The 22,753-nt window shown below is 61.5% G+C and carries 12 protein-coding genes; 2 read left to right on the forward strand and 10 right to left on the reverse strand.

Annotated elements, in window-relative coordinates:
* Window positions 1-61: 61 nt before the first annotated feature.
* Complete coding sequence (locus ACKI2N_RS32200) at window positions 62-511, reverse strand: hypothetical protein (RefSeq protein ID WP_420997909.1); 450 nt, start codon at window positions 509-511, stop codon at window positions 62-64.
* Window positions 508-14,898, reverse strand: a complete 14,391-nt coding sequence (locus ACKI2N_RS32205) for a LysM peptidoglycan-binding domain-containing protein (RefSeq protein ID WP_420997910.1) — start codon at window positions 14,896-14,898, stop codon at window positions 508-510. Before ACKI2N_RS32205 ends, ACKI2N_RS32200 begins: the two co-directional genes overlap by 4 nt.
* 194 nt (window positions 14,899-15,092) lie before the next feature.
* Between ACKI2N_RS32205 and ACKI2N_RS32210 the strand changes: the two genes are divergently transcribed.
* Together ACKI2N_RS32210 and ACKI2N_RS32215 are read left to right on the forward strand one after the other, a co-directional pair.
* Complete coding sequence (locus ACKI2N_RS32210; RefSeq protein ID WP_420997911.1) at window positions 15,093-15,758, forward strand: hypothetical protein; 666 nt, start codon at window positions 15,093-15,095, stop codon at window positions 15,756-15,758.
* A 40-nt stretch (window positions 15,759-15,798) separates the two neighbouring features.
* Window positions 15,799-16,176, forward strand: a complete 378-nt coding sequence (locus ACKI2N_RS32215) for a hypothetical protein (protein ID WP_420997912.1) — start codon at window positions 15,799-15,801, stop codon at window positions 16,174-16,176.
* Between the two features lie 17 nt (window positions 16,177-16,193).
* Here ACKI2N_RS32215 and ACKI2N_RS32220 read toward each other — a convergent pair whose 3' ends face one another.
* The 8 genes from ACKI2N_RS32220 to ACKI2N_RS32255 all read right to left on the reverse strand — a co-directional run bounded on the left by ACKI2N_RS32220 (window position 16,194) and on the right by ACKI2N_RS32255 (window position 22,749).
* Window positions 16,194-17,387: a tetratricopeptide repeat protein gene (locus ACKI2N_RS32220; protein ID WP_420997913.1), complete on the reverse strand. Its 1,194-nt coding sequence runs from the start codon at window positions 17,385-17,387 to the stop codon at window positions 16,194-16,196.
* A gap of 34 nt (window positions 17,388-17,421) precedes the next feature.
* Complete coding sequence (locus ACKI2N_RS32225) at window positions 17,422-18,207, reverse strand: sigma-70 family RNA polymerase sigma factor (protein WP_420997914.1); 786 nt, start codon at window positions 18,205-18,207, stop codon at window positions 17,422-17,424.
* 41 nt (window positions 18,208-18,248) lie between these two features.
* A complete protein-coding gene (fliP, locus tag ACKI2N_RS32230) occupies window positions 18,249-19,271 on the reverse strand; it encodes a flagellar type III secretion system pore protein FliP (RefSeq protein ID WP_420997915.1) in 1,023 nt (340 codons plus the stop codon).
* 53 nt (window positions 19,272-19,324) lie between these two features.
* Window positions 19,325-19,471 (reverse strand): hypothetical protein, encoded by a 147-nt coding sequence (locus ACKI2N_RS32235; protein ID WP_420997916.1) that lies wholly within the window; start codon window positions 19,469-19,471, stop codon window positions 19,325-19,327.
* A 391-nt stretch (window positions 19,472-19,862) separates the two neighbouring features.
* Window positions 19,863-20,234 carry a FliM/FliN family flagellar motor switch protein gene (locus ACKI2N_RS32240; RefSeq protein ID WP_420997917.1) on the reverse strand — a complete coding sequence of 124 codons (372 nt, stop codon included), beginning with the start codon at window positions 20,232-20,234 and terminating at the stop codon, window positions 19,863-19,865.
* Between the two features lie 5 nt (window positions 20,235-20,239).
* The gene (locus tag ACKI2N_RS32245; protein ID WP_420997918.1) at window positions 20,240-21,115 is read right to left on the reverse strand and encodes a FliM/FliN family flagellar motor switch protein; all 876 of its coding nucleotides are present in this window, start codon (window positions 21,113-21,115) and stop codon (window positions 20,240-20,242) included.
* Complete coding sequence (locus tag ACKI2N_RS32250) at window positions 21,112-22,302, reverse strand: flagellar hook-basal body complex protein (protein ID WP_420997919.1); 1,191 nt, start codon at window positions 22,300-22,302, stop codon at window positions 21,112-21,114. Before ACKI2N_RS32250 ends, ACKI2N_RS32245 begins: the two co-directional genes overlap by 4 nt.
* 51 nt (window positions 22,303-22,353) lie before the next feature.
* Window positions 22,354-22,749 (reverse strand): flagellar hook capping FlgD N-terminal domain-containing protein, encoded by a 396-nt coding sequence (locus ACKI2N_RS32255; RefSeq protein ID WP_420997920.1) that lies wholly within the window; start codon window positions 22,747-22,749, stop codon window positions 22,354-22,356.
* Window positions 22,750-22,753 lie beyond the last annotated feature (4 nt).

Here is a 22,753-nt window from a genome sequence, read left to right on the forward strand (position 1 = left end):
CGGCTGCGGCGCGGCGCATCACTAACATAGAGGGATCAGCCGAGCACCTACAGCCACGCCCCTAAATGCGCTTGTAAAAATTGAAGAAGTAGGCATCTCGCTGAAGCTTTCCGCGTGCATAGAGACCAACCAGCATATGCGCAGGTGGTTCATTAGATGGCACGAAGAACGCTTCACCGGGGAAGCGTAAGTCGCCCTGCCTAGTTTCGATTTCGCCCTTCATCTGCTCGAACTCGTCCTGCCCAACGAACACCGAAACGGCATCGTGAAACGCCACCATGTACCCCCCTTCCTTTAGGGGAACCACCCGGAAATCAATGATGAATCGGGCTTCATTCAGCGCTTTCTTGGCATCCTCAATATCGCTGCCTCCTTGGGTCAAGGAAAGCAACGTGCCGTTTCCCATAATGATGATTCCGCCGCGGCCTTTCGTGTAGGCCATCAGGCGCTCCTCTATGGCCTGCAACGGCGTCAGGTTTTCTGGCTCCCATGCCAGACGGATCTCATTCATTTTGGTTTCACCGGTACTTGTTGGAACATGAACTTCGGATCGATCTGCGTGTGGAACAGGTATTCACGTTCCGGCAAACCAATGTGTGGGTTCGGCTCAAAGAATGCCTGAGGATTCTCATAGTTCGGAATAGCAAGGTTCGTCGCGTCACGTTCGGCCAAGCGGAACGTCGTGACGACGCCATTTTGGTTCTGTGCCGGGCCGCGAGCAAAATATTCCGCAACAGCCGCATTGTCGGTCACACCGATTGTTGGCAGGCCTTGACTGCCGACCCCGTGCGCTGCATAGATGTCGTTGAGTCCACCTGCCGCATGGCTATCTAGGAATTCAGTAGTAGCCGGGACACCGCGCTCTTGCGCCATAGAAGACAGGAAGTCTGTCCGCGCCGATGCATCACCACGATAGAAGTATTTCCACTGAACCGGGCCAACGAAGTCTGAGGCATACACATCTCCAGAGTATGGTTTTACCGCGCGGGCTGCACTGACGGATTCTACCGTCTCTGCCCCAGCGGCAAAGGGGCGTAACGCAGCCAAACCAAAGACGGCCATCCCCGCATCAGTCAAGGACTTGGCACCCCATACGGCGGCACCGAAGTAGTCACCAGCGGTGAAGTTGGCCCGAGCCTTGTCGACGGCAGTGCCACCAATCATGTCATAGCCGAACTGCTTGGTGCTGTCCCAGCCTTCCCGGAGATACTTGCCCGCCATCAGGGCTGCGGACGGATCTGGCCCCTCCATCACGCCCATGTATCCACCCGACCAGCCGCGCAGAAAGGCCTGTCCGTTACTCTCGCTCGACAGCGCGGCAACCCTGTCACCAAACACCGGCGGTAATTGTGTTCCAACAACGTTCGGATATGGAATCGGATTGGATACCGCTCCCGTGTCCCAAGTAATTGCTCCCGTCACAGGGTCCACCGCAGTGATGCCCGGCTGCACACCTTGGCTTACTGGCAGCAGCGGCGGCTGCGCCACCGGTTCGGGCGACGGAGGCTGCCCACCGCCGGTAACCATAATATTGTCAATAGTGCCGTCGACGTTATACCGGTCACCCTCGCCCAACGCCTGGCCGGCCAGGGTCTGCAACTGGGCCACGCGCGCATTGTGGGCGTCATAGCCACCACCGCCCGCATCCGACATCACCACCGGCTGCCCGGGCTGCGTGATGCCATTGGCCGCCAGCAGTTGTGACGATCCGCCCCCGCTATAAGTGCCACCCGGCTGGCTGAAGGCACCCACCAGTTGGTTGTACGCCGCGTTGCTGTCGAAGCCGGGCTGGCTAGACACCGGATCGTTCCAGATAGGCGATTGCTGCAGTTCCGCAATCTTCTGGCCAAGGACGTCTTCTTGCCCGCTGTTGACACTACTGGAGCGGTCCGCCAGGCTCCCACCCAGCGCATTGCCAAACGCATCCATCGCGATCTGTTTTCCGGTCACTCTACCACCAACAGCCGCCTGGGCCACCAACCCCGCTGCCGCGCCACTGATCGCGCCAGCAACGAATTTCGTTGCCCCTCCAAACGTCTCGGCGAATCCCTTCGAAAAATCGGTACTGTCCCTTGACAAGAGGCGCCCATCCGCGTCGTAGTGCGCCTCGCCTAACAGACTGTCCGAAGCCCCCTGCCCTACGCCAGCGCCAATCGCTGATGTCACCACTCCGACCCAATTGAAACTGTGTTGCGCGCCTGTGACGACCCCAACCCCCTGAGTGACAGCATTTGTGATAGCGGCTCGGACCATCGCGTTGGCAATGTTGCCGGCCCCCGTATCCAATCCCGTCAGACCGCCCGAGACCCCGCCAGCGATCGCGGCGAGCCCCACTGCCTTGAAGTCAAAATCCTTCTGTTGCCCGATTGACATGCCTACCAACTGGCTTGCAACCGAACCTGCCGCTGCACCCAACGCACCTGCCGCAGCAAGAGACCACCCCTCCTCCACCAAGTAATACTGTCCCGTATAGAACGCCACGACCACCGCTACAACCATTACAATGATCGCGCCGATCAGACCGCACCCACCGCCTCCTCCACCGCCTTCCGCGCTCGGCGTCGGTAGATTCGGTGTCGTATCGCCGACGATCTTGCTCGGGTCGTACGGCTTGAACACGCCACCGTCGTTATGGACGCCTGTCGCCTTGTTCGGGATGTTCAATGTCTGCCCGACACGCAAATCGCGGTCAGAACTCAACCCGTTGGCGTCGGCGATCCGGTACCACAGCGCCGAGTCTCCGTACGCGCTGCGCGCGATGCTCTGCAGCGTGTCGCCACTCTGTACCGTGTAGGCACCCGGCGAGGCATTCGGGTAGTTGCCCACGATCGGCTGGTAGCCAAAATCGAAGTCTGCGATGTACGAGAAATTGGGGTTGCCCTGATTGTTGCGAGGCGTGACGGGGTTAATTCCCACACCGTGCTGACCAACCACCTCGCCATTGACGACAAGCTCGCGCTCCACGTTGCCGCCCTGGTTGACCATCAGCACATGGCCGCTCGCGTCATTGACGAAGGTGCGGTTGTTTTCCGGCTTGGTCGAGTCGGTAATGCTAACTAGATTGCCGTTGACGTCGTATTTGCTCGTGGTCGAGCCCGGATTGAGCTTCGTGCTCGTGCCGGAAATCGTGCCTTCCTTATAGCTGTCAAATAGCTGCAGGCTATATGTGTAAGTGTTGGTGTACCCGCCATCGTAGTCCGTCAACGCGTACTGCAGCACATTGCCGGCGGCGTCGTAGCTGTTGTAGTTGACATCCGTCTTCAGCGCGCCATTGCTCTTAAGAGTACGCTGGTGCAGCAGGCGACCGTTCGCATCGTACTGGTTGACATGCGCCTCCAAACCGGTGGTCTGGTCCTGCGCGACGCCTTCATTGAGCTTGGTCACGTAATCGACAGGCAGGTTGCTCGGGCCGCTCATCGTGACGCGGCCCGCGCCATCGTAGTAGCGATGGTCAATCTGCACGCCGTCGCGTACGACGCCCATCAGACGGTCGTTACCGTCATAGGCATAGACTTCCGTTGTAAAACCTTGCTGTAGGATGTACTGGACCGGCGTCGTGTTATACACGGCCTCGCCCGACTCGTCATAGTGATCGATCACCGTCTGGCCGCCAGCGGTGACGACCTGATTGCCCCAGTGGACATCTGAGACGCGGTTGCCGCTCTTGTCATAAGTAATGACATGGCCCTGGCTGGGATCGATGGCTCCGGCACTGTTGACCCCGTCAACCACGATCTGCCGGTTCATCTCGTCATAGAGGAAGTAGCGTGCCTGGTCAGCACGGTTTCCCCCATCAACCGAATGCGTCTCGATGTACGTGCGATTGCCGACCTTGTCGTACTGGAACGAGATATGGACTTGCCCATCCGCCACGTCGCGCAGACGATTGAGCGCGTCATAGCCCAGAAAGTTGTCCTGGTAGACCACGCCGCCCTGGACCGTCTTCTCGCGCACATGATTGCCAGCCAAGTCGTAGGCGTATGTCGTGACCTGCTCGATTCCCTGCGCGGGGTCGACGGTCTGGCGGACCATTGTCGTTTGGCCCGCCGCGTCATAGCTGTATGCAATCGAGGCACCCCGTGCGCTGGTCTGTGAGATCAGTTGCTTCGCATTGTCGTACGTATAGGTGTATGTGGCGCCAGCGAGATCGGTACGGCTCGTCAACTTGCCGAAATAGTCGTACGTCCACGTCGACGCGTTGCCGTTGGGATCCAGCTCATAATTCTTGTGGCCATAAGCGTCGTAGCTTACGTACGTCACCTGCAGGAGTGGCTGCGTGGTAGAGATCAGGTTGCCGCGCAGGTCATAGGCATAGCTCGTGGTCTCGTTTGCGCCGTTGCTCTGCTTCAGCAGTTGGCCGGCCTGGTCGTAGGAATAGTGCTCAGTGAGGTTCTGCCAGCCATAGTCCTGCAATTGGTAAGCGGCATTGATCGAAGTCACTTGGACCTGTGCGTGCGCGGCGGAAATCAGCCGGCCCGCGTTGTCATAACCATATCTGGTCGCATAGCCCCGCGCGTCGATGGTGAGAGTCTTGTCGCCAAACGCGTCATAGCCGTAGCGGACGATGCCGGCGTCCGCATGCAGTTCGGCGGTCACGTTACCTGCCTCATCGTAGGTCAAGCCATTGATATGGCCGTTCGCATCCGTAACAGACACCTGTCGGCCCAGCGCATCGTAAGTGATCCGCGTCACCGGGCTCAGGGAACTCTGAGCGCCGTTCTCGTCGGGCTTGATTTCCTCGATGACCTGGTTGTTTGCGTTATAGCGATACGTCGTCTTCCAGTACGGTGAACGTGGGTCAGTGATCTCGATCACGTTTCCCCAACGGTCGAGCTTCTGCTGGACCGTCGGGCGACTCCAGTAGGATGCTCCGTCGATCGCCGATACCTGCCCCAACACCACGGGGGCGATGCTGATGGGGCTTGCCGACGTGTTTGATACCGTGACACCATACTGCGCCGGAACAGTGTTGACGTAGTACGCAGGCGTATAAGGTGGTGTGGTCGACTGACTGGTCGGTGGCGGTGTAGTGCCCGGCACCCAGACCTGTTGTTGCTGGGTCTGCCATTGGTACACGGTGTAAGGCACGCCGACAACGGTGTTGCCCTGCCAAGCGTAGTGTTCGCCCAGTATCTGACTGCCACTTTCGTTCGTGCCGACAGCGACGGGATAACTGTAGACCGCGTGCGGCGCGACGGTCATGTACAGGTTCGGATCAGGCGGATAGATCGTGACCGGCCCGTACACCGGGACCCACTGCGAGCGCCACTCTGTTACATAGACGGTGGTGTAGATGATGTTGCCAGCTTCGTCGCGCGCGGGCACCATGGCGCCCGACTCGTCCTGGACCATCACGGGGGGACCTTGCGTCGGGACCTGAACCGTATACCACTGCTCCTGATAGCCGACGAGTTGGGTCTCCGTGTAGGGAACCGCAACCACCACGCTGCCCTGCCAAGCATAGTGCGGGCCAAGCGTCTGGTTTCCGCTTTCGTCTGTGGCCGTCACAACCGGATAGGTGTACTGGGCTTTGGTCGCGCCGACAATGTAGAGCGACGGATCCGGAGGATAGACGGTCACCGGGACCTGCACCTGCACGTTGACCGTCTCGTAGTGACCAGGGCCCTGCGCGTAGGACGTAAGCGAGCCAGTACCCTGTGCGATAAGGTTCCCGTTCGCGTTAGTCGAGAGCACTTGGTATTCGTACGTGCCCGGCGGAATGCCCGATATGTTGACAAATTGGTAGGCGGGGTTGCCAGACTCGTCCGCGCCTTGCATGATCACGGGCAGTGCCGTCCACGCTCCACCGCCTGTGGGCCGGTAGAGAAACTGTACGTTCCCGCCAGTCAGCGCCCACCGCATGACCTTGACTGACGTCGCGTCAATAATGTTTCCACTCTCGTCTCGTGCGTAGATCGGATTGCCGTTTTCGTCCGTGGTGAGCGTGGAACCGACCACCCCATCCGCAAGGTTCACACTGATCGGCGGATAATTGACCTGTGGGACCCAGTATCCCGGGACCTCGGCAATTTTCTGGAATTGGCCAGTCGCATGAGCGTAGGGGACCGATACGCCATCCTGCCTCCACAGCAGCTCAAACTCGTACGTCCCCGCGCCGAGCACCGAGGTATCCACGCCGTAATACCCGTTACCCCGCGACGTTGCAACCAACGACTGCCACCCTCCATTGCTTCCCGCCAGACGATAGTTGACGGTCTGGATGATGTTGTCACCCGGGCTCTGCCACGCGAGCACGCCGGCGCCGGCGGCCCCATAACTCACCGGCACACCGATTGTCGCAAGCGCGGGCACTGCCACGTTAACCGAACCTGTCGCCGTGATATGCGTCGCGCCGTCCCGACCGACAGTCAGTACTTGGTATGCATAGTCGCCCGGGGACAGACCTGCGGCGTTGTAGCGCAGCACGTCCCCAAAATTCGTCAGCGGGAGCGGGTCACCCCACGTGCCGCCACCGTTTAGCGGACGGACTTGCAGGTAGACCTGCTCCATTGGATCCGCGGGAGCCCGGACCTCAATGGCACTACCCCCAATTCCCGCCCCTCCCTGATCGTGGATCAGGACCCAGTTGCCTTGCACATCCTGCTTGAAGACGCGTACATGCGTCACCTTGCTGATGCCGCCCACCTGGCCATAGGAATCCTGCCAGGAAAAGACAGCGCCGTAAGCACCCTGTTCCGCAGTAAGTATCTGCGAACGGGACTGCGTGACGCCGGGCATGGTGCTGAAGATTGGATTGCCGTTTTCGTCCTTCGGAAATCCCAAGTTGCCACTTTCATCCCGTACGTAGGTTCCGTAGTTGTACGGGCTGCTGACGTAGTCCACCTCGACGCGCACGGCACCGCTACCCAGCGATGCCAGACCAGACCACGACAGGTTGATCTGATTGGCACCGACCCATTGGGCGTTCCCGGATTCGTCGCCGGCCGAGGTCGCGGACTGTAGCGAGAAATTGACCGACATCGGCTCCACGGACACCCCACCTTGCGACTCCAGGCGCTCTGGTCCGGACTGCGCCACCTGACGGCCAAGCGCGTCGTACTGCGTGTCCGTGCGACGCAGATCTGTGTACATCCTTGCCGCGTCCGCGCTCGCGATGTTCGCGATATTGATATTATCGCGCCCGATGCCAGCACTACGAAGATCGGCCGTGGCGTCACCATTCAGGTCGAACAGCGTGATGCGGTCAACGCCGTCGCCGTTGTTGGTACGCCAGAGGTGACCGGCGTTGTCGTAGTCGAAGTACTCCTGCCACCCCCCATTGAGGCCCTTGCGAACGACCTCACCAAACGCGTTGTACTCAAGGCCATTGTCGTTCAGTCCGGACCAGCTAAGGCCGGGGGCAGGGTCCACGGTGTGAGTCAGTTGACCCAGCTTATCGTACTGGTAGACCTCAAGCTGGGTACGAGTAAGGCCGTCGTTGCCGGTGACTGCCTGCCACGTCTTGGCCACTTGCCCCCGCTCGTTATAGGAGGCATAGCCGCTCGCGCCCGTAGCATCGGTTGACTGTATTGCGTGGCCGTGCAGGTCGTACTGGGTATAGCTCGTACGGTCACCCGGCCCCTGGGTTGACGTATAGGAGTTGACCGAGACGTAGTTCGCCCCGTAAATACGTTCCGACTGCGACACCACATTGCCGTAGGCGTCACGATAGAACTCCGTCAAGGGTGTGGTGACAGGCGAACTACCCCCACCGTTGACAGGGGGCGCGACCACTGCTTTGACTCGGCCCAGAGCGTCATAGTAACTATAGGTCACCGAGCCAAGAGCATCCGTGATGCTAGTCTGGTTTCCGACCGCGTCGTACGTGTACGACGTTGTCAGGTTGCTGCGCTGGCTCGATCCGTTCGAGGAGGCACTGTACTCCACATTGATACGCGTCTCGGCGATCTTACGATTTGCCCTGTCGAACGTATACGCCTTCGTGCGGTCATCGCCGGAACCCGTCGGCAAGCTGTAGCCGGCCACCGACCAGCTACCGGCGGCAATCGCGTTGGCATACTCGGTTTGGGCGACCACGTTGCCTTCGGCATCGAAGTTGCTCGTCGTCAGATAACCTAGTGCATCCACCGTGGCCACTTGGTTGCCACGTAGGTCGTAGTAGTTGGTAGTCGTGGTCCAGCTATTGGTGACCGCATTGCGCAACTGGCTGACCTGTACCGCGTTGCCGAAGCCGTCATAGGTCGTGCGCGTGGTCCGCCCCGCCATGAAATATTGGGCATTGGCCGCTGCGCTAGAGTCGTACGTGAACGCCTGCGGTTCCCCAAGCTCGATCACGCGGCCAAGCTTGTCGTAAGCGCTCAAGATTGCCCGGTCAAGGCTGTGGTCGATACCCGCCGCGTTGATAGCGGCCTCCACGGCCGCCCGCGTCGGCGCGCCACTGGCGCCGGCGAATGGAGTGTTGGAAAGACTGGTCCGCGTAGCATAGCGAACCATGCGTGTGGCATCGCCAAACGCATTACGCGTGTAGCCGGTGACGTACCCCTCTGCATCCAATTCATACAGAACGTTGCCGAGCGCGTCGTAGACCTTGGCGCTCGTATTACCGGCGACGTCCTTGCCGCCAACCGCGTTGCCCAGCGTGTCGTAGTAGGTTTCCGATGTCAACGAGCGCACGGTCTCCGAGCGCGTGGTGCCACCGTTCTGCGCCGCTGCCGCGAGGCTGCCTGCCGATTCAGCGGTATAGACCCCGACCGGGGGGAACGTTGTTCTGACCTGCCTGCCGAGGGCGTCGTACTCGTATCGCGTAGTCCGCTCTTCCGGCCGCCCGGCAGCTTCGGTGCGGGCTAACAGGTTACCGAGCGCGTCATATTGGTAGCGCGTTACCACTGTCGTGGTCTGGTACAACGTGCCCTGCAGGCTGCCGCCGGGGCCAACAGGCCCCACCGTCATCAGGTTGACCAGTGGCGACGTTTCCTGAATCAGCCGCCCCGCAGCATCGTAGTCATAGGTCCAGACGTTGCCGAGCTTGTTGGTGTAGGAGAGCTTCTCGCCCAGGCCGTTGTACGTGTACCGCTCGGATGCGCCCAACGCGTCCGAGCTGGCCACAAGGTTACCCGCGGGATCGTAGGCAAACGTGTTGACTTGGTCCAGCGCCACGGCCGTCACCACCGCGGCGCCAATGGCAGTCGCCGTCGGAGCAACACCGGCCGGGATCGCCAGCGCGTACTGGGTCGCCTTGACGATATTGCCAATGCCGTCGTACTGGGTCTGCTTGACATACCCGAGGGCGTCCACCGAATACACCAGCCGGTTGCCCGCGTCATAGGCCTTGCGCTCGATACGGTCGTGCGCCGCATCCGCAGTCAGGCGCGATCGCAACGTGGCCAGCGGGGAGTTCGCTGTCAGGCCACTCAAGTCCGCCGGCTTGGCATAGGTGTGGACCGATACCACATTCCCTACAGCATCGTAGGTGTTTTCGGTTGCCGTGCCTTGCGCGTCGATCGCAATGACCGCACGGTTCGCATTGTCGTAACCGTAGCGCTCGGTGCGGTCTCCGGCTGCCTGCTGGATGGCCGTGCGGATAGTGGCAAGCGTCGGGCTGGCCAGAGCCTGCGTCAATACCGTGCCAACCAGGGCCGTCGCATAGCGCGTGCTGGTCGTCACATTACCATTGGCATCGTAGCTACGCTCGGTCACGCCGCCTAGTGCGTCCACTTGGAATACCTGGCGACTGGCTGCATCGTAAGCAAAAGCGGTCACGACATCCGCTGGGCTGGACACCACGGCGCTGAATGCAGCGCCCGGCGACAAAGAGGTGGCGTAGCGGACCAGCCTGGTCAGGTTGCCAGCCTTGTCATAGACCCTCAGGGTGACCGCGCCAGTGCCGTCCACGCTATAGGTAGGACGGTTGGCCGCGTCATACTGCGTGCGGACACGGGCGTCCTTTGCGGCGTTAGCGACCAGAGCGACGGCGGCCTTGATGGCAGAGACCGTGGCCGCCGTGTTGGCCGGTACCGGGGTCGCGTAGGTGATCTGCTCCAGCACATTGCCCACGTCATCGTATCGGACTTCGGTCACGACACCAGCGGCATTGATCGTGTAGACCGGACGGTTAACATCGTCGTAAACCGTGCGCAGGTGCAGGTCGTGGGCCGGGTCAGCCGTCACCGTCGGACTGGACGTACCGTTCCAGTTGGCCAACGCGATGCGATTGACGTAGGCAATGCGTTCGACGACATTGCCGTTGGCGTCATAGCGATACTCGATGACACCCCCTGTGCCGTCCACGCTGTAGCGCAGGCGGCCAGTCGCATCGTAGACGCTCGAGTCGACGATGTCGCTGGCGGGCGCGGACACGATCCGCGCCGTGATGTCGGCGATGGTGGGTACAGCGGGCAGGCCAGCCATCGAAATCGGCGTCGCGTAGGTGATCGCACGGATCACGTGCCCTTCTGCGTCATGGACCGACTGGGTCAGGGTCCCGTTTGCCGCCAGGGTGAAGACCAAGTTACCGTTGGCGTCGTAGGCAAAGCGAGTGACGTTACCATTGGCGTCCGTGCTGCTGGTCACATTGCCGTCGCCGTCGTAGGCGTAGGTCGTGGTAAGGTTCAGCCCGGCTGGGTCCACCGCTTCGCTGATGCGGCGCCCCGCCTTGTCATAGGCGTACGCCGTTACTATGCCGTTTGGCGTAGTGACCGTCAGCACGCGGCCGACAGCATCGTAGGCATATATCGTTTGCAAGTTCAAGCCGGCGGCATCCACCGACTGCTTCAAAACTTGGCCCTTCTGGTCGTACTGATAGGTCGTGACAGTGCCGCGCGGGTCCTTGACGGTCACCCGGTTTCCCAGCGCGTCGTATGTGTAGGTGGTAGTCAGGTTGAGACCACCGGGGTCCACTTGCTGCGTAAGCACGCGCCCAGCGGCATCGTACGTGTAATTGATTGCGTTGCCGTTGGCGTCCGTTGACTTGATCAGGTGGCCGACACGGTCGTAGGCGTTCTTGGTCTGGGTGACGTTGGTGTCCGTCTGGATCAGGCTGCCGTTCGGGTTGTACTTGTACAGCGTCTCGTTACCCTTGGCATCAGTTAGCTTAACCGTCTGTCCATAGCGGTTGTGCGTCGTGGTCGTGACAATATTGCCAGGCAATGTCACCGTCACCGTGCGATTCTTGTCCGAATAAGCGTACGTCGTGACGTTGCCGAGCGCGTCCGACTGCGTCAGTATGCGATTGAATGCGTCGTAGGTAGTCGCCCGCACGCCACCAAGCGGATCCTTCGTCGAGACCGTGCGTCCCAGGCGGTCATAGCTAGCCTCGCTGACATTGCCGTTGCGATCCACGGAGCGGATAGCGCGGCCAAACGCATCGTAGACCGTGCCGGTGGCCAGGCGCATGCCGGCCGGATCCAGCAGCGACTGGACCGTCAGGCCACGCTTGTCGTAGCTGGTCTGCTGCACGACGATGCGGCCGTCCCCCACCGCCGAGGTGCGAGTAATTTCTTCGCCAAATGCATCGTAGGCAAAGGTAGTCTGGTTGCCCGTCGCATCGGTTGCGCTGGCCGCCAGGCCATTGGCGGTATACGTGTAGGCGACTTTGCTGTCCAACGCGGGATTGCGAATGGCGTCAATTGCTGCACTCAGCGCCGCATTGGCAATCCCACCGGCGTTGGGACCTGTCAAGCCCGAGATGTTAATGCGCGTGCCGTAGCGGATCAACGCAGTCAGCAAACCCTGCGCGTTGTACTGCTGCTCTGTGACCTCGCCAAGCGCATTGACCGTGTGCGTTAGGCGATTGTCGGCATCATAGAAATAGAACGTGAGGAAGCCGTTTGCATCCGTACTGCTGGTACGGCGACCCGCCGCGTCGTATGTATGGATGGTGGCATATTGCGCCCAGATGGCATCGACCTGAGCCTGGGTCATGCCGGTGGTCAGCTTGGAAGCGCCCTCGGCCGACAGCTCTGCAACCACGCGGCCCTGGATGTCATAACGGACGTTCAGCGTGCGCAAGTCCGTGGTACCTACTGCCGTCGACGTGGAGGTGCGATTGCCCATCACGTCGTAGGTGTAGGACGTGATCGTGCCTTCGGCGTTGGTCTCGCTGATAACGCGGTTGAATTGGTCGTAGGCCCATACAGTCAGTTGGTCCGCCGCCTTAGCTGTCGGCCGGACTGTATTGATGTCCGACGCGGCCGTGACCGTGCCACCGATCTTGGTAGCATACCGAACGCTGCGCGTAACATTACCGGCCGCATCGTAGACCCGCTCGGTCATAAAGTTCTCGGCGTCAATCTCGGCCGTCAACTGGCCATGCGCGTCGTACAGATACACAAAATGCGCATCGGCACCGTTCGCGGCGGGCAGCAGTTCACTCAGCGTGCCGGACGCGCGTAGCGACGGATCGGTGGCCGTGGCATACGTGATGCGATCAGTCAACTGGCCGGCGGCGTCGTAACGCAATTCCGACAGGTAGCCCTCGCCGTCGAGCGTCGCGCGCAGGATACCATCGGCATCGTAGAAGTTGCGCAGCACGCGATCGTCTGCCGACGTCGGCCGCGCCACACTGTCCACTGCCGGCTGGGCACCAAGCGTGGCGGGATTGACCAGGGTGGCATAGCGGACCACGGAAATCACTCGCGACGCCCCGTCGTACTTCGTTTCGGTTACCGCGCCGCTCGCGTCCACCGACATGATCAGCCGGCCTGCACCGTCATAAATGCGCCAGGATTTGCTGTCCAGCGTTGAAGGCGCCGGCCGCACGGTGGCCAGAAGCGGGTTCGTCGGCGTGCCTTGTCCATTGACGAGCTGCCCGATTGGTATGGCGTTTGCATGGACAATTGCCTCGGTCAGCTGGCCCGCGTCGTTGTAGACATACTCGGTCAACGTACCGTTGCCGTCGATGTCGGCGCTCTTGCGACCCCTGTCGTCGTACAGGATCCAGCTGCGGACGCCGGTGGCGTCCTGGCTCATCACCAGGCGCCCATCCGCATCGTAGGCATACGTGCTCTGACCCAGTGCTTGAGCCGAGGCGTTGAATTGCGCCACACCGACAAGATGCCCTGCCTTGTCATAGGCACTAGTGGTCACCAGTCCGTTGGCCGAGCGGACCGATGTCTTGTTGTTGGCGTCGTCGTATTGGGTTATCGTCAACTGGTTGGCCGGATCGATGTTTGCCACCAGGCGACCAAGCCCATCGTAGCTGTATTGCGTGATCCCACCGGTTCCGGAAATCGTCTTCAGCAACAGGCCATGTTGGTCATAGACGAATTGTGTCGTTGCGGCGCCGTCCGCCACGCCGTTGCCTGCCGCATCGACGCTCGTGTAGGTGGTCGTCGACTGCAACTGGCCGCGGAAGTCATACGTCATGTCGGTCCGTACAACGCGACGCTGATCCTGCGCAGCGGCCCAGGTGGCCAGTTGCGATTCGGCAAGGACGCTGGTCTCTGTGAGCGATGCGACGGTATAGGTGCCCGCGGTGTATTCGATACTGCGGATACGGTTCCCCGCTGCATCGTAGCGATATTCGGTCACTCGCCCTTGCGCCGAGATCGTAAAGCGGAGCTCGCTCTTATTACCGGCATCGTAGACGTACCGGGTCGTTTGGGGCCCCTCGGGCTGCAACTGGTCTTCGCCGTCCGGATCCGGCACCAGGTAGATCGTTTCCGTCAGCAGCCGGTTCTGTGCGTCATACACACGCCGCACGGTGTTGCCAAGGCTGTCGCGCTGAAGCGTCTGATTGCCGTTTGCATCGTACTCATATGAAACGGATCGCTCCTCACCATCGTAGGCACGGACAACGTCGCCGCTAAGGTTGTAGTCGAACCATACGAGTTGGGTCGGCACCCCCGTCGCGCTCAGGGACTCGATGTTGTAGAGCTGTCCCTTGCTATCGTAGCTGTAGCGCGTGGCGTGGCCCAGAGGGTCGGTCACCGTGGTCCGGTAGTTCGCCTGGTCGTAGCTATAGGAGGTGATCTGACCCAGCGCATCCGTCACGGTGGCAACGCGGAACGTGGCGCCAGTCTGCACATAGGTGAACGCCAGCCGCGTGCCATCGGTCTGGTTTATCGACGCCACGCGGGTGCTGGCACCGTCGTAGGTGTAGGTCGTCCGATAGACGTTCCCATCAGCGACCGTACCATCGTCGGGGGTCAGGTCCACTGTGACGGCGGAAAGGCGGTTGGAGCTGTCGTATTCGTAAGACACCGTGCGCACGGATGTCAGCGTGCCATTAACCAGCACCATCGAGCGCACGCGCGAGAGGTTGCTGCCGTTGTCGTAGTCCAGCAACAACGCCTCTCCCGCGCTGTTCGTCATCGACGTGACACCCCACTGTCCCCAGACATAGGTAAGGGTGTTGCCCTGGGCGTCCGTGCTTTGCAGAAGTCGACCGTCCGTTCCGTAGGTCTCCTTGCGTTGCGAATCACCGTCGGTCCAGACGTACTGGCCTTGGGCCGCATCGTAGGTAAACTTGTCGTAGGCGCCACCACCGGAGGTGCTAACGTAGGCGCCGTAAAAACTGTCGAACGCGTAGACGGCAACCGATCCGTCCCTGTCAGTGCGGTTGATCGTGCTACCGGACGCCATCGGCGCGCCGAAGATCAGGATCCGGGCGTCCAGGCCGTTGAGCCAGTTATCGCCGTTGTCGTCAGCAAACCGGCCTTGACTGTTGTACGTACGCAGGACACTGACCGCCCCGCCCAGACCGACCAATCCGTCGTCGCGGTCCTGCAGGACCAGGTTGCCCGTGACGATATTGACGTAGGACTGCTCGCCGTTCCGTCCCTGCGAAGCGTTACCTATTAATCCTCGTTGCCCGAGCGTGGCAAGGGACGTGAGATTCAGGCCGAGGCTGTTGCCGCTGACGATCGCTACCATGGATTGTGCTTTACCTGTGTACGGTTGGTTCACGAACAGTCGGGCTGGCAATTCGCTCAGCAACATCGACCGGTCCTCGAACCAAGACATCCATAGGTTCTGCGAAGCGTTTAGCCGACCATCGCGCGCGGCAGGACAACCATGTGCTCGCGATTGCACCAGTATGGTGCAAACTAAACGGGGTAAGACAGCGTTGGATATACTGAGAGCGGCTGTGGTTATCCAACCCGGTCGCGACCCTTCCGTCGCGGTTGCCAGCCATGCTGAGCGCTCCAGGCGTACCTGTTCAGGCCGTGCACGGCCTGCCGTCCTTGCGAGAATTGTCAGATTTGCGAACTTCAGATCCCGACGCGCTGCTGCGCGACGCCATTGCGGCCAGCCAGCGCAACGACGGCGAGACCGCGCTGGCCTTGCTGGCCCAAGTGAGCGCGCTTGCACCCCATGCCGCCATCCCTTACGTGCTGGCCGGCGGCGAGCTAGCCCAGGCTGGCCGTTATGCGGAGGCAGAATCTGCCTATGCTAGGGCGTTGCTGCTCGATCCCGCGCTGCATATCGCGCGATATCAATTGGGGCTGCTGCAGTTCACTTCGGGTAACGTCCCGATGGCGATGCTCTCGTGGCAACCTCTGCTGGACCTTGGCCAGGAGCATCCGCTTTCATTGTTCGTGCAGGGATTTGCCCATTTGGCCCACGACAACATGTCCGACGCCGCCCGACTGTTCCACCAAGGCATGCGAGCCAACGCAGACAACGCGCCTTTGAATGCGGATATCGCCATGGTCTTGCAGAGGATGGCAGACTCCGTGGGAGAGACCAGCGCAGCGGTGCCAACCGCGGAGACCGCTGTACAGCCGGAAGCACCCGGCCCAGCAGCGTCCGCCCATGTGCTGCTCACCAACTACCAACGCGGCGGCTCGCTCAATTGATGCCACCTGCGATGGCACAGACAATCATTACTGAGTTTTCATGACGCAGATCGATGGCCCGAGCCGCCTCGCCGCAATGATTCGCGCCCAAGTTGCCACACTGAGGGACGGCCGCGCGGGTGAAGCCGTCCCGGCGCGCAAGGACGGCGCCAGACGCGATGCCGTGCAAGGCGCCAGCACCGAAACAGACCTTGCGGCGGTCGTCGCACGACGGGTACTGGCCATTGATCCCGACGATCCGGAGCGGCCCCGCAAGGCATTCCGGGTGTTCCTGGAATCCGTGCTGCTGGCCGAATTTGGTGAAACACTGATGAACGACGCCCGCTTCTACCAGCTCGTCGATGATGTCCAAAAGCATATGGAATCCGAGCCGGAAATTGCCGCCGTTATCCGGGAGGCGAGTCAACTGTTAATCTAACTGGCCATGCCTGGAATCTACTGACCGGTGTCGCCCGCTTCCCGAGTAGCTTCCACGACAGGCGGCAGCCAATCGGCCATCGTGCCACCCGCCGGTCCCGCGCGACGGGAAAGCAATCGCACCGCCAAACGTTGAATCGTCTGGACATCCCGCGCATCGCCGCCAAGCACCGCGCTGGCGTACTGGCTGGCCAGGTTTGTCCTGTCCAAGCCGTTGGCCCGCTCGATAGCCTGCTCGGCTTCCTCTCGCCTGCCAAGGAAAGCATAGGCAACCGCGAGACCGCCATGGCTCTCGCCAAAGTTGCGGTCCAATGCAATCGCACGTTCGAATGCCTGTGCCGCCGCCTCCATGTCACGACGGACGATATTGGTCCATCCCATCCCGTTCCATGTACCAATGTGGTCAGGCATGGACTGGACCGCTTGGTGGAAGTCATAGATGGCAGCATCCAGCTGCTGTTCCAGCAGGTCCACGAACCCAAGCGCCGACCACGCACGGCCATCTCGGGGATGGACTTCGAGCGCGCCGCGCAGCGCGGCACGGGCCTGTGTGGGATTGCGCCGGGCCAGCGCGACCGTCCCCAGCGCCACCAACGCTTCGAGCAACTGGCTGTTTTCGCGAAGCGCGGCCGTCGCCCAGGCTTGAGCCACATCAAGCTGTCCAAGGTCCAATGCCGCCAGGCTCGCCACGCCCGAGGCGTCCGCCACAAGCCAGTCAGAAGATATCCGGGAACGCACCCACTCTACGGCATCTTCCAGGCGACCAGCATGATGGAGTAGCCGGAGCCACAAGATCTGTTGCGCGGGCGTAGGTCGGGCCTCGACCGGTTCCATCAGTGGCGCCAGCACGGCGTGGGAGCCATCCAGGTCTCCTTGGCGAAAGGCAGCATAGGCCAGATCGTGCGCAACTGCGTCCCGCGCCTCGACCGGCAGGCCGGGGGCTGCCCGCATGGACTCAAGGCGCGCGCGTGCCTGCTGCCAGCGATGCGCCGCGAGATCGAGGTGAGCCTCTCGGAAATCCACCGTGTGTCCGGTCACACCCAACGCCGCCGCGTGGCGCAGGTGAAACCGCGCGCGCTCCCATTCGCCAGCGGCAAAGGCCACGTTGAATGCATCCTCGAGCAGCGGCAGGTTGTTGGGATCCTCCCGCAGATATTGTTCCAGCCGTGTCAGCCGTGCCAGCGCTTCCGCGGCCGGGCGGTGGTTTGCCATAGTAAGGTATCCAGTTGTCGGTGCCGCGCCTGCGCTACCACGCCACATCCGATTGATTGTGCGATCGCAGCGATTGCCGCAACTTGTCGAGCGCCGCGCGGTGAATCTGGGCGATCCGTCCGCGTGTTACACCAAGCGTGCCGGCTATCTCCTCGAAACTGATTTCCTGCAGGTAGTGCGAGCGGATGACGGTCTGTTCCTGCTTTGACAGCGTGCCGACGAAATGGCGCAAGCGCTGCTGCAATTGCCGGAATTCGATGCTGCCATAGTACTGGGACGTCGGTGCGCTGGCGAGCGCGTCGTTTTCCACCAGGCCCGTGCCCTCCAGCAGGAATGTTAGCGCCACGCCTATCCCAACCTCCGCCAGGTAGCGAAACGGGGCTCCCTTGGCCGCACGGCTGCTCTCGCTCTGGCGCTCCTCTTCCTCCGCGGCCAAGCGGGCGGCGATCTTAACTTCCTTCAGGCGCTCCTGCCTCAGCCGCATCCGCAGCGCGATCTGCTGCTGCTTCTCGGTCATGTGCTCCAGGCCATTCAGGATCGCTCCGTGCATCCGGCGCGACGCAAACGTCTTGAACTGTGCGCCACGACCGTCCTCGTAACGGTCCAGCGACTCTACCAGGCCGACCACGGCGAACTGCAGGTATTCATCGAACTCGATCTCGTCGTGTGTGCGCCGCGCGTAGTAGGTTGCAGCCACCATGCGCGCGTAAGGCAGGTAGTGGCAGATGAGCGCCTCCCTCGCCTCCGCGGCCTGTGTCTCGCGCCAGCTCCGCCACAGCGCGACCTCGGCGTCCGCCCGCTCGGCTCCTTCGGCCGACACAGTTAGCCCATGGACGTGGGCAGAAGTTGAGGTAGCTCTGCTCAATGGAACGACCCCACCAAGGCTTTCAGCAAGACGCTCCAGCCGTCTATCAAGATGAACATCAGTATCTTCAGTGGCAATGCGATGGTCATCGGCGGCATCATCATCATGCCCAGCGCCATCAGGATGCTGGAAACGATCAGGTCGATTAGGAGGAACGGCAGGAACACCACGAAGCCGATCTGGAAAGCGGCGCGCAGCTCCGACAGCATGAACGCTGGGATCAGTTGGACGTTGCTGATGTCGTCCAGCGTCTCCGGCTTGCTTGCCTTCGACAATTCCACCATTAGCGCCAGATCCTGCTCGCGGGTCTGACGGATCATGAAGTCACGCATCGGCCCGCTGGCCCGCGTGTATGCCTGCTCCATGCCAATGCGGCCCTGCATGAACGGCTGCAGCGACTCGGTGTTCACGGTTTGCAGCACCGGTGCCATGGTGAAGAGCGTGAGAAACAAGGCCAGTCCGATCAGCGCCGTGTTCGGCGGCGTCTCCGGCATGCCGACTGCGTGACGCAGCATCGACAGCACCACAATGATTCGCAGGAACGCTGTTAGGCAGATCAACATGGCCGGCAGGACGGCCAGCACGGTAAGGCCGATGACCGCGCGCAGGGCGAACGAGGTCTCGTCGGGCGTGATGCGAATCTCCGCTGGTCTGGCAGCGGCGCGTAGTGCCGCTGGCGACGCGGAGATATGGGATCCACCACCGACCGCGGCGGTCCGGTCGCGCGCGCCGCTGCGCGCCGCGCTGGTACTTCCAACAATGGCCGGGGAACTTTCGTTTGCAGCCGCATCCCGTTCAATGGTGATGGCGCTTCGCAGCAATGCGGCACCGTCGCCGGTCGCACTCGCCTCGGCGTCAAGCGCCACCCCAGGACCGCCATTCGCCTTGCTTGAGCGGCTTCCAATGAACGAACCGCTCCCCTCTTCGGAGGCGGCGCCTGAGGTCGGGCTGTCTGCTGGCCCGTCGATATCGGCGGCAAGTCCGGGCAAGCACGACAACGCAAGCGCGACAGCTAACATTACCATGCGTAGCTCTCGTAGCGTACTACTGGCCGAGGTCAGTAACGGGTCGGTCATTGATCCGCGGCCTCCGGCTCTGCTAGCGCCGCGTCCGGCACGCCATCCATGCCGGTCGGCGGACAGGTCTGGAGCACCGTAACGTTGCCCGCGGCACTGGCGGCCACCAGCAGGCGCCCACCGTCCCATTCGACGACGTGCAAACGTATCGCCGGGTTCAACGATGTCGGCGTGGATACCACGACGCGTGCGTCGTTGGGCCGAGTGCCTGGACGAATACGCAGCAGGCGCGCAAGCCACGGCGCATGGCCGCGACGGCGCGCGGACGCCCAGATCATAGTCACAAGCGCCATGACCAGCAGTAAGATCGATACGCTGGCCGCGCCGGACGGTACGTCATCCTCCTGCTTGTAGGGCAGTGGTACTGCAGTTGAAGGAGTCGCCCGGGGCCGCGCGTCTTGCGAAGTCGCCTCTGGCCCGGCCGGCATCGCCGGCGCCGCCGACACAGGCATCGCCGCAGACAACGCGAATACCGTCCGTGGAAGACGCATGCCAGCAACGATACACTGCGTGGGTGTCCCAAATCTCCGCATATTAAGGATTCAGTGGCAGCGGCAGTTCGGTCAAGCGAACCGCAAAACTGTCGCCCACGGCGACAAGCGTACCTCGCGCAATGACCTTGCCGTCGAGACGAATATCGACGGGCTGGTCAATCCCGCGATCCAACTGGAATACATGGCCTTCCTTGGCGCCGAGCAATTCGCCGACAGTAGTCTCGGTCTCGCCGATGCAGACCTCCAGTCGAGCCCTGACGCCCAGCAGCGGACTTGCCGACCGCACCACCGCCGTCCCAACTGCCGACGGCGTGTCGGGCAATGGCTCGTAGGTCAGTGGTTGCGCAGCGACCGCTGCGACATCCGTGGGTTGAGGGTTATGCGCGCGGGGCGCCGCTTCATTGTCGAGCATGATATTCAATGCGTGAGAGTAGAGGGCCGGTCGGCCAAGCCGACCAATTCAATGGCCTTTGTGCCATGCACAGCACCGAGAAACGCGTGCGCGACCGGTTCTCCGGCACCACCGTTGGCGTGGCGCACCGCAAGCGTCATGGGCTGTTGGAGCGAGTGCGGAATCGTGACGACATCTCCGGTCTGCATCGCAAGCAGCGCGCCGAGGTCAAGCTCGATGTCGGCAAGAGTGACGACAAGTGCAATCGGCTGGCTGCCAAGGGCCGCCGCTACTGGCGTCAGCGCTATGCGCGCACGCGACGGGAGGCCCGGACGTGGCGACTTTGGAGCGGAAACACGAGTCAGCTCAGGCGGCACATGCAGGCCAAACTGCACGGACATGCTGCCGCGGACGGATATGACTGCCATCAACGCCCCGGACCAGGGCTTGCGCTGCGCTACGGGATACGTAACCGCCACCGGGAAGTTGCGATCGTCCTCAGGAACAAGAAAGACACCAGCCAGCGCTCCACCCAGCGCACGCCACGCCTCGTTGGCCACATCGGTCGTCAGGGTGCCGTCGCGCTCATCGCCATGCTGCCATGCCTCTGTTTCCTCGTGGCCAAATAGCGCGCGCCGGACCGAAAGCACGGGCGCATCGGCGCACCCGACCCATAAACCCGAGGTCTCGAGGGGAGCCCAGGCTAGTTCGGATCGCAATACCGGAGGCAAAACTATATCGCCGGCATTGCCGAACGCGGACACGGCGACATCCAGGTCCCAAGCCACGGCGAAAGCAGTCATCGCCCGCTCCAGGAGCTCGCGCCATTGGGCCAGGTCCGCCTCGCGCCACCAAATCAGTTCTCGCGGCACCGCGGTCATGCTCCCGCGTGCGGCTGTCATGCTTGGCTCTTCATCGTGAACAACTCCTGCAGCATGTCATTGGCCGTCGAAATAACCTGGGACGATGCCTGATAGCCACGCTGCATGATTACCAAATCGCTGAACTCCTGCGACAGATCGACATTGGATATCTCGATCGTGACGGGCTTGATGCCGCCGAACGCGTCGGAGTTCGCGACGCCCTGATGCCAAAGGGAATCGTTGGTGGACATGAACAGGTTATCGCCCACAGCCTTGATAGCGTCGCTGGAATCGAAGCGCCCCAACAGCAGGCGATCTCCCTTGGTGGACTCGCCGTTCGAGTACGTGAGAACCACGAAGCCGTTCTCATCGAAGCCAATGTTGGCAAGCGTGCCTGCGGGTGTGCCATCCCCCCCAGACGCCGCCAGGGTGGACAGGTTGCCGGAGGCGAATGACGTCACATCCTTGCTGAAATCCAGCGTGACCGACATCTCCGCCTGCCCAGGCGGCGTATAGCTGAATGTCAGCTGCGCGGTATCCGCGCTGGGGCTGCCGTTGGTGAACTGGATCGTGCCGTTCCCGACTTCCGTGGTGCCGTCGAGGATCGACACCGCCCAGCTGCCGGGCGTGGTGGCACTGCCGTTGGTGAATTTGAGCGACAGGGCGTGTTCCACGCCCGCCACGTCAAAGACTTTCAGGTTGCCGACTGTTTGCTCGGTGGCCGTGCTGGACAGGTTGCCGGTAAACGACACTTTGCCCGTCGCCTTGGCCGCGCTGGTCCGCGCCCCGGCCACCGATACAATGCCCACGTTGCCTGCGGCGTCGATGCCGAAGACTTTGAGTCCGCCGGTACGCGTAATCAGCTCACCGGCGTCGTTAAAGTCGAACTGGCCGGATCGCGTGTAGCGGATGCTGCCGTCCTGTGCTTGCAGCATGAACAGGCCCAGGCCATCGACCGCCAAGTCCATGCTATTGCCGGTCTGGCGTAGTTCGCCAGAGTTGAAATTCAGAGTCGTGCCGAAAGTGCTGAGGCCAAAACCGTGACCCGACATCGAGCCCCCAAGGCCAAGGTCCGACTTACCGTCGGTGTAAAGCAGGTCGCCAAACTGCAATGTCGAACTCTTGAACCCCGGCGTGTTCATGTTCGCCGTGTTATTCGCAATGACCTTCAGCCCTTCCGAATACCCCATGAGACCGGTCATGCCGATGTAGATGGAATCAAGCATCGTTCCCCCCCCTGTCTAGTGCGTTCTGTGTTCCGTGCCGTGAGGCGCGCGTCAGCGCACCACGTTGATTTGTGACAGGCTGATGTTAGGCAGCTCTGCGCCGGCGGCAGTCTTGATCGTCAACGACGGTGCGCCGCCCGCTAGCGATAGTGAGCTGACGGTGCCGACGACGGTACCGGACTGGGTAGAGACTTCCACGGTCCGGCCAATCAACCCCACCGACTGCAGCGATGACTGGCTGGACAGCAGCGCATCCATCTTGCTGTTCAACTGCTGTGTCTGCTCCAGCGATGTAAACTGCGCCACCTGCGCCATGAATTCCTGGTTGTCCATGGGTTTCAGCGGATCCTGGTAGGTCAGCTGCGTCAGCAGGATCTTTAGAAAATCCTGCAGCCCGATGGAGCCCGACTGCAGGCTGGTACTCCCAACAGTGTCGATCGATGCCATCGTC

It is taken from the genome of Cupriavidus sp. 30B13 (assembly GCF_049059565.2).
GTDB lineage: Bacteria > Pseudomonadota > Gammaproteobacteria > Burkholderiales > Burkholderiaceae > Cupriavidus.

Excerpts from the sequence above, each read along its gene's own strand:
- ACKI2N_RS32200 (WP_420997909.1), bottom strand. The coding sequence starts at position 511 with ATGAATGAGATCCGTCTGGCATGGGAGCCAGAAAACCTGACGCCGTTG.
- ACKI2N_RS32205 (WP_420997910.1), bottom strand. The coding sequence starts at position 14,898 with ATGTTGCTGAGCGAATTGCCAGCCCGACTGTTCGTGAACCAACCGTAC.
- ACKI2N_RS32210 (WP_420997911.1), top strand. The coding sequence starts at position 15,093 with ATGCTGAGCGCTCCAGGCGTACCTGTTCAGGCCGTGCACGGCCTGCCG.
- ACKI2N_RS32215 (WP_420997912.1), top strand. The coding sequence starts at position 15,799 with ATGACGCAGATCGATGGCCCGAGCCGCCTCGCCGCAATGATTCGCGCC.
- ACKI2N_RS32220 (WP_420997913.1), bottom strand. The coding sequence starts at position 17,387 with ATGGCAAACCACCGCCCGGCCGCGGAAGCGCTGGCACGGCTGACACGG.
- fliP (WP_420997915.1), bottom strand. The coding sequence starts at position 19,271 with ATGTTAGCTGTCGCGCTTGCGTTGTCGTGCTTGCCCGGACTTGCCGCC.
- ACKI2N_RS32240 (WP_420997917.1), bottom strand. The coding sequence starts at position 20,234 with ATGCTCGACAATGAAGCGGCGCCCCGCGCGCATAACCCTCAACCCACG.
- ACKI2N_RS32245 (WP_420997918.1), bottom strand. The coding sequence starts at position 21,115 with ATGACAGCCGCACGCGGGAGCATGACCGCGGTGCCGCGAGAACTGATT.
- ACKI2N_RS32250 (WP_420997919.1), bottom strand. The coding sequence starts at position 22,302 with ATGCTTGATTCCATCTACATCGGCATGACCGGTCTCATGGGGTATTCG.
- ACKI2N_RS32255 (WP_420997920.1), bottom strand. The coding sequence starts at position 22,749 with ATGGCATCGATCGACACTGTTGGGAGTACCAGCCTGCAGTCGGGCTCC.